Here is a 13,374-nt window from a genome sequence, read left to right on the forward strand (position 1 = left end):
GCTCGTCCACGTTCTCATCCCGCACGTGAGCGCGGCCGTACCTGGCCGAGCCGTCGAGGCTGGTCGGCCTCTCTCGGCGCGCCAACACGAGCGTTCACCCGCCGGTTCCGCAGGGAGGTGGGCCCGAGCCCACGCGGATGGCTGGTCCACCGGCGGCTGGTCCGTGCTCGGCACCTGCGGAAGACGACCCGCCTGCCGATCACCGAGGTCGCCGGCGCGGCAGGGGTTCGCAGACCCGCTCGTGCTGCGCGGGCACCTTCGGAACACCACGGGCCTGATACAGAACACCTACCACCGCGCGTACTCCCACCCGCTGACCCCGCTCGGCGCGACCGCGTACCGCCAGCCGCAGCAGGTGGAACCGGCGGTGACAGCAGTGGTCACGGTCCTCGATGCGGAACGCGGTCATCACCATGATGATGTCTGTGTGGCTGATCAGCACCGGCGACGAACATTCACGTGTTGCCCATTGCCGTAGACGATGCCCCTCCCGTCCGACGACCGCCGTCCGGCGCGGCCAACTCCGCGCCGACCCGCTCCATCGGCGGCAGGATCGCCCCGTCCACGCTCGGAGGGCTGTCGGCAGGACATCACAGCCGGTGACGTGGAGGATCGGTTGCTCACCCGCGCGGGTGGTTATCTCCTGTGCGTCGAGCCCGGCGAACGCGACCAGGCGGCGTCTGAGCTGCGGGAACTCGCGGCACGGAACCCGCTGCGGGAAACCCCGTGGGCACAGGCGATGCGGACCCTGGCGCACGCGGGCCGCCGAGCCGAAGCGCTGGAGGCGTACCTGCAGATCCGCCGCCGGCTGGTGGAAACCCTGGGCATGGAGCCGGGAGCGGCCCTTCGCGAACTGCACCAGCGCATCCTCCGCGGCGGCTTCCCGGGCGACGCGGTCTTCGCGGCCCACACCCGGATCTTCGGCCGAGGTCGACCCCGGCCACTCGGTCAAGGGTCCGATCGGCTGTCCTCGACGATCGGGACCGGTCCCGGGCCTGCCCCCGCAGGCTCTGCGCAGTGCCGCGCAGCCCGAGGAGTGTCAGTGGTCGATCAGATGGTTCTTCAGGCCCAGCAATGGGTCAACGCGACGTACACGGCCGCCGCCGGATACCAGCGGTGCCCTGAAGACGGCCGCACCGGGTGGTCGACGATGTACTCCCTGACGATGGCGCTGCAGCGCGAAATCGGCATCACCACGCTCTCGACGTCGTTCGGCCCGGCGACGCTGGCGGCCTTGACCGCGCGTGGCGGTGTCCCGTACACGGAAACGAACCGGAACATCGTCAAGATCGTCCAGAGCGCCTGCTACTGCAAGGGGTACAACGCCGGCTCGATCAGCGGCTACTTCGACTCGACGACACAGTCCGCCGTGCTCGGGATGACCGCCAACGCCGGGCTCGGCACGTCGTGGTCGCAGAACTCGCCGAAGCTGATGAAGGCCCTGCTGACCATGGACGCCTACGTCGTGGTGTCCGGCGGCAGCCCAGAAGTGCGCGCGGTCCAGCAGTGGCTGAACGGCCGCTACCTCCCGCGCCGCGACTTCTTCGTCATGCCGTGCGACGGGCACTTCTCCCGAGATGTCCAGAAGAACCTGCTGATGGCGATCCAGTACGAGCTCGGGCTGAGCGACGACCTGGCGACGGGCACGTTCGGGCCGACCACCCAGAACGGGCTGCGCGTCCACACCGTGCAGCAGGGCTCGACCGGGATCTGGGTACAGCTCTTCAGCGCGGCGATGGTGTTCAACGACCGGGGTCGCTTCACCGGCACGTTCGACGCGGACCTCGCCGCCGACGTCGCGGACTTCCAGGGTTTCTCGGCGCTGCACCTCACGTCCCAGGCAGACTTCGCCACCTGGGCCCAGCTGCTGGTCTCCACCGGGGACCCGACCCGGCCCGGCAGCGCCTGCGACTGCAGCACGACGGTCACCGCGGCGCGCGCCGCCGCGTTGAAGGCCGCCGGGTACTTCGCCGTCGGCCGGTACCTCGACCAGGTACCCGGCGGGCTGGACAAGAAGATCAAGCCGGGCGAGCTGCAGACCATCTTCGACGGCGGGCTGCGGGTGTTCCCGATCTCGCAGTACAACGGCGGCGAACGCGGCTACTTCACCCAGGCCCAGGGCGTCGCCGACGCGACGGCCGCGCACGACGCGGCGGCCGGGTACGGGTTCGCGCCCGGAACGGTGATCTACTTCGCGGTCGACTACGACGCGACGCAGGAGGACATCGACGCCTACGTCGTGCCCTACTTCCGCGGCGTCGTCGCCGGCTTGGCGAGCCGCGGAAAGCGCTACCTGCACGGCGTCTACGGCTCGCGCAACGTCTGCGCCGAGGTGACCCGGACGACGCTGGCCCGCTGGTCGTTCGTGTCCGGCATGTCGACCGGGTTCTCCGGCAACCTCGGGTTCCCGCTGCCGGCCAACTGGGCGTTCAACCAGATCCAGACGACCACCGCCGGCTCCGGAACCGGCGCGATCCAGATCGACAAGGACGTCTGGCAGCCGGGCACCGACCCGGGCACGGCCGTGGTCGGCGGCGGCGGCGACGGCCAGATCCAGCTGTTCCTCGACAGCCTCCAGCAGATCTACGACGCCGCCGTCGGCTACGGGCAGGGCGATCCGAACCTGCTGGTCATGGAGTACCTGCGGCACTGGGACTACGACAACGCCCAGTTCGACCAGCTCATCGGGCCGATCGACCAGAACTGGATCCAGTACGCGACCGCGCACGGGATCACCCACGTCGCGAACATGCCGGACCCGTTCTACGGGATCGTCATCGACCCGGCGCACTTCGGCGCGTCCTGCAACGGCGCCTACCTGATCCCGCCGCCGCCCGGCGTCGCGTTCAACCGCGGTGACGTCGCCGGCTGGGCGGGTGACCTCTACACGTTCTACGGCGAATGGCGCCGCGACAGCGACAGCATCGCCTCCGGGTACGACTACTGCCGGCAACGGCTCGCCAGGATCGACGACACGACCGGCACGTTCAAGCTCACGGACCTGCTCGAGGACTCCACCGCCTACACGATCGCCACGGCCGTCCGCGGTGGCCGCACCATCGTGCAGGCGATGCAGGACCACCTCCTCGGCGGCTACACCACGAGGCTGAAGCGGTTCGTGCAGGACCGGCTGGGCGGCACCGCGGCCAGTATCGCGGCCTTCGCACGGGAGGCCCTGCTGCGGGCCGACGACACCGTGATCGCCCTCGGCCGGATCTACCTCATCGAGACGACCGGCGGGGTGCCCACCGCCCAGCCCAACTCCCTGCCCGACTCCCTGCTCGATCCGTTCTGCCAGGGCTTCGGCGAGACCCTCGCCGCGCTCGTCACCCAGGAGGGCTGATGACCATCCGACTGTCCGACCCCGACGGCTCGGGGCTTTCCCGCCGCCGCGTGCTGTTGTCGAGCCTCGCCCTGGCCGGCGGGGCCGTGGCCGGTCTGCCGGCCGCGACGGCGTCCGCGGCGCCCCGGAACGGGACCGCGGCCTCGACGGCCAACGGCTGGCCGGTGCTCCCGTCGGCCGTGACGACCCTCGTGGAAGGCAGTGACCTCACCGTTTCGCTGTGTCCGGGACCGGCGACGGTGATCCTGGTCCATTGCCTGCGGCGTTACCTCTACGAGGTCGACGCGACGGTCCGCCAGGACGAGCTCACCGGCTACCGCGCCGATCGGGTGGCGTCGACGGCGGAGGCGGGCAACCACCGGTCGGGCACGGCGATCGCGGTCCGGCCCGCGGCCTACCCGGACGGCGTGGCCGGTGGCTACTTCCCACCCGGCGTGGCGGTCATCCGCGACATCGTCGCCGAGTGCGAGGGAGTCGTGCGGTGGGGCGCCGACTGCGTCCCGGTGCAGGAATCCCGGTTCCAGATCGACGTCCCGCCGAGCGACCCGGCGCTGCTGCGGGTGGCGGACAAGATCACGGCCTGGGCCGGCCGGCCGGGTGAAGGAGCGGGTGTCGTCGTCGATCCCGCCGAGCCGGGCCGCCGGGCGGCCGCCATCGCACTTCAGCGCCAGCAGCGGCGCTGATCACCCGAAACAGGAGGAGCTCCACCATGCGGTTCGGTTTTCGGAAGACGTTCGCCGTCGCGGCGCTGGCCGCGGTCGCCGCGACGGTGCTGTCCGGGGCGCCGGCCTCGGCCGCGACGCGGTTCGCGGCCGACGGGACACGGGCCGGCCTGACCGCCGGCCAGGTCGGCTGGCTGCAGGGCGAGGTGAACCGGTACCTCGCACGGACATCCGGGCAGCAGACCGGGCTCAACGTGGTCAAAACCGCGACCGGCGCCGAGTTCAGAGCCGCCCTGCCCGGCGAGGCCCATCCCCGGAACCTGAGCGCCACGGCCGCGTCCGGACCGTGCGACGGCGGGACGGCCCCTGGGTACCTGTGCGTCTACAGCGGCCCGCACGGCACCGGTTCCCAGATTGCGATGTACACCTGTGGTGGCATCGATCTGCCCAACTGGAACGGGTACGGCTCGTGGGGTGACAACCAGACGCCGGGCACGGTGACGTACTTCTACACGCAGTACTACGGCATCGCCGACAAGTTCACCGCGAAGTCCAACAACCAGAACTACAACTGGACGCCGGTCTGGCACATCGACCCCTGCTGAGTCGCGGCATCGGGCTTGCGTGCGGCCTCGACCCGGCCCGCGCGCAAGCCCGACGGCACCGCCGCGTCGTCGCCGCGGTGGCGCTACGACACGGTCACCGAAGAGCGGATCGGCCAGTTCCAGCAGAGCGCGTACGTGCCGGGGGCCGGCGACGACGGCACCGTCACGGTCTGCGCGCCGGGCAGCCAGGTGCGGGGGTCGGCGGCGAGCGGGATCCGCGTCACCACACCGGTGGCGGTGTTGCGCAGCACCGAAGACACGGTGCGGGGATGGGCCGCCGCCGCGTAGCCGGCGCTCGCACCCGGGCGCGATCGACGGGCACACCCGAGGTCGGTACACCACATGAACCACGTCCTGCCCCTGACCTGCTCAGCGGTCGAGATCAACGCGGCCACCGTGCGCATCGACATGGCCGGTGACCTGGAGTTCGCCCGGGCCCGTGCGCTGCAGGACCTCGCGGCCACGGCGCCGGCCCAGGCCGGGTTGCGCACGCCGGTGCTCGACTTCGCCGAACGGGGCTTCCCGGACTCCTCCGGCCTGTCCACGCTGCCGATGATCCATCGAAACGCCGCGACGGCCGGTGCAAGGCTGCGGCTGCAGGCGCGCACCCACCGGCTCGATCTCATGCTGCGGCGCACCGGCCTCTATCGGTACCTGGTCACCGATCCCAACGCTGAACCCGCGCCCCGGGAACCGGTCAGCTCCACCCGCCGCCGCAGCTGCGCCGATGGCACCGCCAGAACACACACGGCTGCGGTCTGAACCGGACCGTCCTGGCGAACTTCACGACGGGACTTCCGGCGCGAACCGGAGGCCGTGCCGGCCTTGACGATCACGCCAAACAGGTCGATCACTCGGCGAAGTCGCTGCCACCTGGCATCGCGTTACCCAGCGAGGCCAGTCCACGACCAAATTCAGGATCGCTACAGGACGATCAGCTCCAGACTTGCTGGCGCGATCGACCGCGGCGACCTGGTGGACAGCGGAGACACGCGAGGAACCGGAAAGTCGGCTGACCGAGTACGGCCGTGAAAGTGCCGGCAGCAGACAGGACCGCTCCTGCTGTCGAAGCGCTCAGCCCACCAACTGCTCCGCGACCGCGTCGCGGTGTGCGTGGAGCGGCTCGCTGCACTGGCTCGGTCCCGGCAGGCAGATCTGGATCTTCACCCGGTCGAAGCCGCCGACCACGTTCGTGGTGAGCGAGACGTTGAACGGCACGTCCTCGCCTGGGCGCGCGGTACGGGTGTCGCTGTCAACCTTGGTGCTTCCGGCGTAGGCCTCGAAGTAAACGGTCGTTCCGGAACCGGACAAGGACCTGATCTGCCCCTTCACCAGCGCCGAGCGATCGCTCCAGACGATGCCGCCGTTGGACTGGGCGGGACAGGGCGCGACCGGGACGCACACGATGAACGTGTCGTTCGGCCAGGTGGCGGCTGGGCTCGCGGCAGCGAGCGTCGTCGCCGTCATCAGCGCGGCTGCGGCCACCGCGCCAGTCAGCAGAAGTCGGATCATGAGCCGGATCCCTCCCCGGGGGCCCCGGCCGGTCCGGAGCCTTCGGCGGGTACACGCCCGAACCCGCGAAGCGGTTGCGTCCGCATACACGAATCACTCGGGAAACAACGCAGCAGTCAACCGGACGGCAACACCACATCCCTCGGCCGGTGGTCGCCGATCAACGGATATTGCGGTCCGAGAACCGCCTCCCGAATGTCCCCTACGCGGAGATGCTTCGCTCTGCCCCCAGAGCCTTCCGGAGGTTCTCGGCAGAGACCGGGCGCTGATACCGCCGATCCTCACGCCGTGCCCAGGCGACTGAGACCATTCCCCGGTATCTGTCACCGCACGGAAAGGCAGGGCCCACCTGAGACCACGAGCATCTCGAGGTCAGGATTCAGCGGGGAGGACAGCTGAGATCGCCGCCGGTTCCCGGCGCGACCAGACCGCGGCTGCGGCGAGCGCTCCCGCGGTCCCCGCCCACGCAATCGCCGTCGCCGCCCCGACCGGTTGCGCGAGCACCCCGCCGAGCACGACCCCGCACCGGCGGCGGAGTCAGCTGCACGAACGTCGCGCCCGCCGTCACCTGATACGCCGAGCACAACGCCGTGTCCGGCGAACGCCTTCCGGGCCGGCGGCACCGGGTGCGGCTGCTGTGTCACCAGCACGACCAAGCGATCTTGCCTTCCCGAGCTGTCCGCGCGACGATCACAGCGCTCGTGTCCCGGGGCAGAGGGGTGAAGCGGTGCGAGCAGATCCCACGAGCAGATGGTCACGGCCGCCCACGACGTCACGCCGAGCGTTCATCGCCGTGCTCGGGCTTGATCGTTGTCGCCGCCCAGGCCGGCACGCCGAGTCCGTTGCGAACCTGTGAGCATCAGCCTGCGCGCAAGGCCTCCACGACGGCTGGTAAGGGATCGGTGTCCGTGACCGTGCCCTCGGTCGAAACCGGAATCCGGTGGTGATCCGGCTCGTCATCCGCCGGCGGCCCAGGTCTTGGAAGCGGGCCCGGTCATCGAGGGGGAGGTAACAACCGGGCCCGCGCGCACAACATACCCAGCTTCGCGGCCAGAAATGCCTCAGCTCCCGAACTTCCTCCATGTGGATGCAGAACCAGCCCTTCACGGTCCTGGGGGCGGATCAAGATCGGCGAGGCTCTCGGCGACGGCGTGGCTGAGCACCCCGAGGAACCCGCGGCGGGGACACAGGGGGCGCCGCAGATCGCGCCACGTCGCGCAGAAGCCCTCGACCACCCGCCGTTCCAGTTCCTCGTCACTGCTGCCGCCGGCCTCGAGCGACGGCTGCAGGACCGTCTTGCTACTCCCTCCCGCCAAGATCACTCTCGGCCGGTTTCCGGTGCGACGCAACCGTCCTGTTCGACCGTCACGCGTGCGCACCCGGCTCGCCGAGCAACGCGTGCACCGCGTCGGCGTCGAGGACCTCGGGAGCCCGGTAAAGGTCGAAGCCGCGGTCCGCTGGAGGCTGGGCGGTCGTGTCGGTGAGGGCTCGGGCGCCGAGGGCGCGATCCCGTTCCCCACGCCGGAAGAAGCGGCCGCGCACGCGTGGACGGACGAAGACCGCGCGCTGGTCGCCGACCGCGTCGACACCCAGCTCACCGGCTCGCCGGCCACGGTCACCGCCCGGCTCCGCCAGCTGCAGGAGGCCACCGGCGCCGACGAGCTCGTCATCACGACGATCACCCACGACCACGCGGACCGGGTCCGGTCCTACGAGCTGCTCGCCGAGCACTGGAACCGCTGAGCGGCAAGGGATCCGGCCGCAGGCCGGCGGTGAACACCGCGAGCTGGTACTCGAAGTCCTGGACGCAGTCGCCGGCCTCCAGAGCGGGCAGCACGCGGTGGAGGCTCGGCAGCTCCTCGGCCGTCACCATCCGGCGGAACCACGCCACGACCGGCTCGGCCCGCTCCGCACCGGCGCCGGTCGCGGTCGTACCGACGAGCACCGAGCCGAACAGCATCCCCAGCAGGGACCGGTAGCCGCGAGCCGCGGCTTCGTCGGACAGACCGGCGTCCAGCAGGGACTTCACCACCGCATCGATCACGCGCAAGGCGCCGGCCGAGCGTGGATTCGCGTCCTGCGCCGCCAGCGCCCGGACCACGACCGGGTGCCGGGAGAAGCTCGCGTGCAGACCTTCGGCCAGCGAGCGGAGCCGCTCGTCCCAGCGCTCCGCCGGGTCGGGCAGGGCGACTTCCTCGAAGATCCGCGCGGTGAGCCCGTCCAGCAGGTCGCCCTTGTTCTCGACGTGGTTGTAGAGCGACATCGCCTCGACCCCCACCGCGGCGGCGACCTTGCGCATCGACAGGGCCGGCAACCCCTGCTCGTCAGCCAGCCGCAACGCCGCGTCGAGGATTTTCTCCCGGGTCAAAGACATACTTACAGTGTACGCATACAGTGTAAGTATGGACGCCGAAACCGTGCTCACCACCACCCGATCGGTCCGCCGCAAACTCGACTTCGACCGCGAAGTGCCGCAGAGCGTGCTCGACGACTGCCTCCGCATCGCCCAGCAAGCCCCGGCAGCGGGCAGCATGGCCGCGCAGTTCCGCTGGCTGCTCGTCCGCGACGCCGGCGCGAAGGCCGAAATCGCCCGGTACAACCGCGAAACCGCCGAAGCGTCGTGGGCGAAGTACGGGCACCTCGTCGAAAAGCGCGCACTCGAGTCGGCCCAGTACCTCGTCCGCAACCTCGAGCGCGTGCCGGTGCTGGCCATCCCCTGCATGATCGGGCGCCCACCCGCCGACACGTTCTCCCAGTCCGCCTACTTCGGTTCCGCCTACCCGGCCATCTGGAGCTTCCAGCTCGCCTTGCGCGCCCGCGGGCTCGGCAGCTCGATCTGCGGCTACCACCTCCAGGACCACGAAGCGGACGTCGCCGCCGTGCTGGGCATCCCGGACGACGTGCAGCAGATCAGCCTGCTGGCCGTCGCGTACACCACCCAGCGCGACTTCCGGCCCGCCGCCCGCCCCGGCTTGGCGACCACCGTCTACTTCGACACCTGGGAGCGCACGGCACCGGACGCGTGACGAGGACCGGTTCCACCCCGGGCACGATCCGGCAGGCGGTCACGGCGGCCCGATCGCGGCCAGCAGGTGAAAGGAGCCTGCCACGATGATCGGCACGTCGTCTTCGGCCGACGTCACCGCACGGCACAGGGCGGCGGCCGGGTCCCGCTCGACCGTCGCCGGGACGCCGGCCGCCCGGGCTGCCGAGGCGATCTCGTCGGCGGAACGTGCCCGTGTCTCGGGGTGGTCGCCACCGCCGGAGGTGAACTCCGTCGCGATCACGAGAGCGGCGAGCGGGGCGATCGTGCGGATGACGGCAGCCAGGTCCTTGTCCGGCTTCACCGCCAGCACCCACGGCACCGGCCGTGAACCGAACAGCTCCCGGACGGTGGCCACCACGGCGGCGAGCTTGAGCGGGTTGTGGGCGCCATCGAGAACCACGGTGTGGTTGCCGATGGTCCGCCTTTCGAAGCGACCGGGCAGCCGCGCCGACGCCAGTCCCCGCGCGATCGCGCCGGCCGTCACCGTCCAGCCGTCGCGACGGGCCAGGAACTCGGCCGCGCGCACGGCGACGAGCGCGTTGACCGCTTGGTGGCGCCCGGCCAGCCCCAAGGGGATCCGCACGTCGAGAGCACCGTCGACGAAGTCCAGCAGGCACTCGCGGTCGGCGGCCGACCGGACGAGGACGGCGTCGACATCCGGGCTGTTGCGGACGCTGATCGCGGCACCCCCGTGCGGGAAGATCCCGGCCTTCTGCGCCGCGATCTCCGGCAAGGTGCCGCCGAGCACCTCCGTGTGGTCGAAGCCGATGGACGTGAGCACCGCCAGCTTGTCGGGGCGCGTGATCGTGTTCGTCGCGTCGAGGAGCCCGCCGAGCCCGGTCTCGATCACGCTGTAGTCCACCCGGCCGGCGAACAGGTCGAACGCCAGCGCGGTGGTGACCTCGAAGAACGTAGGACGGCCGTCACCGGCCGACTCGGTTTCGGCGATCGCCGGGCGCAGCCGGTCCACGCCGGCGGTGAACTGCTCGGGCGTGACCGTGGTGCCGTCGATCCGGAAGCGTTCCAGCACGCTGTGGACATGGGGTGACAGGTGCGCTCCTACGCGGAACCGGTGCGCCGTCAGGATCGCCGAGAGGAAGGCGCACACGGAGCCCTTGCCCGCGGTTCCCGCCACGTGGACCGTCCGCGGCACGTCCTGCGGGTTGCCGAGACGCCCGAGCAGCGCGCGGACGCGTTCGATTCCGGTGCCGTCGAACGCTTTCACCGGAGTCAGTTCCTCGAGGAGGTACCGCACCGCGGGCAGCCGCGCCGTGCTCGTCATCGCCGGCTCCCGGGAAACCCGGTGTGCAGGAGCCGCAGCAGGGGAATCGCCTTGACGGCGGTCTCCTCGTACTCCTCGTCCGGGTCGGAAAGCGCGACGACGGCGCCGCCGATGCCGTAGGACAGCTCGCCCGGGCGCACCACCGCGGTCCGGATGACGATGCTGAGGTCGGCGGCTCCGGTGAGGGAGAAGTAGCCGATCGCGCCCGAGTAGATCCCCCGCGGACCGTCCTCCAGGCTGTCGATGATCTCCATCGAGCGCTGCTTCGGGGCACCGGTCATCGACCCGCCGGGGAACGCCGCGCGAACGCAGTCGACGGCGGAACAGCCCTCGCGCAGGCGCGCGGTGATCGTGCTGACCAGCTGGTGCACGGTCGGGTGGCTCTCCACCGCGAAGAGGCTCGGAACCGTCACCGACCCCGGCACGGCGGTACGGCTCAAGTCGTTGCGGACGAGGTCGACGATCATGAGGTTCTCCGAGCGGTCCTTCTCGCTCGCGGCCAGCTCCGCCGCCAGCAGCCGGTCCTCCTCCGGCGTCGAGCCGCGGGCGCGGGTGCCCTTGATCGGCGCGGACTCGGTCCGGCCGGTGGAATCGACGCGGAGGAACCGCTCCGGTGAGGCGGACAGCACGCTCGTGTCGCCGAAGGACAGGAAGGCGGCGAAGGGCGCCGGGCTGATCCGGCGCAGCAGGCGGTAGCACTCCCACGGATCGAACGCGCCACGCGCCACCGCCGTGTTGGTCAGGCACACCTCGTAGGACTCGCCGATCGCGATCTTCTCCTGACAGCCGGCTATCTTCTTGATGTAGGGCTCCCGGTCGTACCGCAGCTCGAGCGATACGTCGCGCGGAATCGGCTCGGGCGGCGGCAAGGCGGTGGTGGCGACCGCGCGGAGCCTTTCGACGGTCTCGTCCAGCCAGGCGTCCTGCGCCGCGGCGGACGACGCCGGGTCCTCCTCGGGGACCAGGGCCAGAACGTGAGTGGTGCCCTCGCGGTGGTCGAGGACCACCGCCCGGTCCGCGAATACCAGCTCGGCATCCGGGATCGCCGACCGGTGCGCGGCCGTGCCACCCGTCTCGGCCTTGAGTTCGTACCCCAGGTAGCCGACCCAGCCCAGGGCGAAGCCGGTGCCGAGATCGGGCTTGCGCGTGACGCGGTACCGCCGGAGGTCCGCGTCGAGCCAGTCGAAGAACCCGGACGCGATGGTCTCCCGCACCGGGCCGGCGCCGCCACGGCGGGTCACGGTCACCGTGCCGGCCGCCACATCTGCGGTGACGGTCCGCGCCCACGGGCCGGTCCCGTCGCCCATGATCGAAAACCGGCCGCCGGACGCGCTGTCCAGCCAGAACGCCGACGCCCGGCCCCGGAACAGCTCGTGGAAGGCCCGTTCGCCGTCCCAGCCGGTGGGGACCGTGCGAACCGCCACCTGGAAGGCCGGCGCCGCTTCCGGGGCCGGGCGGGGCTTCACCGGCCGCAGGACCGGCCGGCCGCGCCCGCCGGGCGTCACCCGCCGGTGTTCGCGCCACCACGCGTGCGTGAGATCGCGGAAGTTGCGCAGCAGCAACCGGCCGTGCTCGGTGTGGATCGACTCGGGGTGGAACTGAACCCCCCACAACGGAAGCCGCCGGTGCGCGATCCCCATCGGGACGCCGTCTTCGGCTCGTGCGGTCACCTCGAGGGAATCCGGTATCCCGTCCAGCACGAGCGAGTGGTAGCGCACGGCCCGGAAGGGCGAGGGGATCCCGGCGAACAAGCCGGTGCCCGGGTGCCCGACCATGCTGACGCGGCCGTGGCGGGGCTCGGCGGCGCGACGCACCTGGGCTCCCGAGCCGACCCCGATGCCCTGGAACCCCAGGCAGATCCCGAGGATCGGCAGCCGCGCGGCACGCACGACCGCGGCGCACACGCCGAAGTCCTCGGCGCGCTCCGGGGTTCCTGGTCCGGGAGAGATCACCATGTTGTCGAAACCGTCCGGCAAGGACGCCGACCACCGCGGGTCGTCGTTCTCCACGACGACCGGCTCGGTGCCGTTGATCTCGGTCAGGTAGTGGTGCAGGTTGTAGGTGAAGGAGTCATGGTTGTCGATGAGCAGGGTGTTCATGCCAGGTGTCCCCCGTGATGGCGCTCGCCACGCGTAGCCCGTCCAGGGTCGCTCGCACGTCGTGGACCCGGATCAGGTCCGCGCCCGCGGCTGCCGACCAGGCCGCTGCCACGACGGACCCCGGGACCCGCCGTTCCGGCCGGGTTTGGCCGGTGGCGTGCCCGATGAAGGACTTCCGGCTGGCGCCGACGCAGACCGGGAAGCCGGTCGCCACCAGCTCGCCGACCCCGCGCAGCAGGGCGTAGTCGTGCCGCGGCCGCTTGCCGAACCCGAGCCCGGGGTCGATCCACAGCCGGGTGACCCCGGCGGTCTTGGCCTTCTCCGCCCGGTCGACGAGGTAGCCGGTGACTTCGCGCAGCACGTCGTCGTATCCGGGGTCGTCCTGCATGGTGGCGGGCGTGCCGCGCTTGTGCGTGGCGATCCAGCCGGCTCCGAGGTCCGCGGCGACAGTGTAGAGCTCGGCGGACACGTCGTTGAGGATGCTCGCGCCGGCCTTGATGCACGCCCTCGCCACGCTTTCCTTGGTGGTGTCGACGGAAACCTCGCACCGTCCCGCCAGCGCTTCCACGACCGGCAGCACCCGGCGCAGCTCCTCGGCCTCGCCGACCGGTCGCGCACCGGGCCGGGTCGATTCCCCGCCGACGTCGATGATGTCGGCGCCGTCCCGCAGCAGTTGCTCCGCCCGCCGGATCGCCGCGCCGGGTTCGTCGTACAGTCCCCCGTCGGAGAAGGAATCCGGGGTGACGTTCAGGATTCCCGCGATCCGCGGACCCATGGTTCCTCCCGGTCTCGCGCCGGGGCCGGTCCGGCGACGCGGCGGCCACC

Annotated in this window: 14 protein-coding genes and 1 pseudogene; 8 read left to right on the top strand and 7 right to left on the bottom strand. The window is 71.0% G+C overall.

The window, feature by feature from the left end; translation table 11 throughout:
* The first annotated feature begins 117 nt into the window (after nucleotides 1-117).
* The 5 genes and pseudogenes from VA596_RS50685 (at nucleotide 118) to VA596_RS23870 (ending at nucleotide 4,610) form a co-directional block, all read left to right on the top strand.
* Nucleotides 118-417, top strand: a complete 300-nt coding sequence (locus VA596_RS50685; protein WP_410171919.1) for a hypothetical protein — start codon at nucleotides 118-120, stop codon at nucleotides 415-417.
* A 64-nt stretch (nucleotides 418-481) separates the two neighbouring features.
* Nucleotides 482-811, top strand: a pseudogene (locus VA596_RS50690) (BTAD domain-containing putative transcriptional regulator); the annotation flags it as partial.
* Between the two features lie 231 nt (nucleotides 812-1,042).
* Nucleotides 1,043-3,343 (top strand): glycoside hydrolase domain-containing protein, encoded by a 2,301-nt coding sequence (locus VA596_RS23860; protein ID WP_323330161.1) that lies wholly within the window; start codon nucleotides 1,043-1,045, stop codon nucleotides 3,341-3,343.
* Complete coding sequence (locus tag VA596_RS23865; RefSeq protein ID WP_323330163.1) at nucleotides 3,343-4,026, top strand: hypothetical protein; 684 nt, start codon at nucleotides 3,343-3,345, stop codon at nucleotides 4,024-4,026. The genes VA596_RS23860 and VA596_RS23865 overlap by 1 nt, the downstream gene beginning before the upstream one ends.
* Nucleotides 4,027-4,052: 26 nt before the next feature.
* Nucleotides 4,053-4,610, top strand: coding sequence for a hypothetical protein (locus VA596_RS23870; RefSeq protein WP_323330165.1), 558 nt, complete (start codon nucleotides 4,053-4,055; stop codon nucleotides 4,608-4,610).
* Between the two features lie 83 nt (nucleotides 4,611-4,693).
* Here VA596_RS23870 and VA596_RS23875 read toward each other — a convergent pair whose 3' ends face one another.
* Entirely contained in the window at nucleotides 4,694-5,020 is a 327-nt protein-coding gene (locus VA596_RS23875; RefSeq protein WP_323330166.1) for a DUF4832 domain-containing protein, read from the bottom strand.
* Between VA596_RS23875 and VA596_RS23880 the strand changes: the two genes are divergently transcribed.
* Nucleotides 4,953-5,372: an STAS domain-containing protein gene (locus VA596_RS23880; RefSeq protein ID WP_323330168.1), complete on the top strand. Its 420-nt coding sequence runs from the start codon at nucleotides 4,953-4,955 to the stop codon at nucleotides 5,370-5,372. The two genes, VA596_RS23875 and VA596_RS23880, sit on opposite strands and share 68 nt — an antisense overlap.
* Nucleotides 5,373-5,684: 312 nt before the next feature.
* On the opposite strand, the gene VA596_RS23885 is transcribed toward VA596_RS23880, so the two are convergent.
* A complete protein-coding gene (locus VA596_RS23885) occupies nucleotides 5,685-6,122 on the bottom strand; it encodes a hypothetical protein (protein ID WP_323330170.1) in 438 nt (145 codons plus the stop codon).
* Nucleotides 6,123-7,225: 1,103 nt separating this feature from the next.
* Nucleotides 7,226-7,438 carry a hypothetical protein gene (locus VA596_RS23890; protein WP_323330172.1) on the bottom strand — a complete coding sequence of 71 codons (213 nt, stop codon included), beginning with the start codon at nucleotides 7,436-7,438 and terminating at the stop codon, nucleotides 7,226-7,228.
* A gap of 55 nt (nucleotides 7,439-7,493) precedes the next feature.
* Here VA596_RS23890 and VA596_RS23895 point away from each other — a divergent pair, with 55 nt between their 5' ends.
* A complete protein-coding gene (locus VA596_RS23895) occupies nucleotides 7,494-7,865 on the top strand; it encodes an LLM class oxidoreductase (RefSeq protein WP_323330174.1) in 372 nt (123 codons plus the stop codon).
* Here the strand turns inward: VA596_RS23895 and VA596_RS23900 are convergent.
* Entirely contained in the window at nucleotides 7,801-8,496 is a 696-nt protein-coding gene (locus VA596_RS23900; protein WP_323330176.1) for a TetR/AcrR family transcriptional regulator C-terminal domain-containing protein, read from the bottom strand. The two genes, VA596_RS23895 and VA596_RS23900, sit on opposite strands and share 65 nt — an antisense overlap.
* 28 nt (nucleotides 8,497-8,524) lie before the next feature.
* On the opposite strand from VA596_RS23900, the gene VA596_RS23905 reads away from it, so the two are divergent.
* Entirely contained in the window at nucleotides 8,525-9,148 is a 624-nt protein-coding gene (locus VA596_RS23905) for a nitroreductase family protein (protein WP_323330178.1), read from the top strand.
* A gap of 39 nt (nucleotides 9,149-9,187) precedes the next feature.
* Here the strand turns inward: VA596_RS23905 and VA596_RS23910 are convergent, their stop codons facing one another.
* Genes VA596_RS23910 through folP form a run of 3 tightly spaced genes read right to left on the bottom strand, consistent with a single transcriptional unit; the run spans nucleotide 9,188 to nucleotide 13,324 of the window.
* Nucleotides 9,188-10,450, bottom strand: coding sequence for a bifunctional folylpolyglutamate synthase/dihydrofolate synthase (locus tag VA596_RS23910; protein ID WP_323330180.1), 1,263 nt, complete (start codon nucleotides 10,448-10,450; stop codon nucleotides 9,188-9,190).
* Complete coding sequence (pabB, locus tag VA596_RS23915) at nucleotides 10,447-12,549, bottom strand: aminodeoxychorismate synthase component I (RefSeq protein WP_323330182.1); 2,103 nt, start codon at nucleotides 12,547-12,549, stop codon at nucleotides 10,447-10,449. Before pabB ends, VA596_RS23910 begins: the two co-directional genes overlap by 4 nt.
* Complete coding sequence (folP, locus tag VA596_RS23920; protein ID WP_323330184.1) at nucleotides 12,521-13,324, bottom strand: dihydropteroate synthase; 804 nt, start codon at nucleotides 13,322-13,324, stop codon at nucleotides 12,521-12,523. Before folP ends, pabB begins: the two co-directional genes overlap by 29 nt.
* Nucleotides 13,325-13,374 lie beyond the last annotated feature (50 nt).

The sequence above is a fragment of the Amycolatopsis heterodermiae genome (genome assembly GCF_034929455.1).
GTDB lineage: Bacteria > Actinomycetota > Actinomycetes > Mycobacteriales > Pseudonocardiaceae > Amycolatopsis > Amycolatopsis heterodermiae.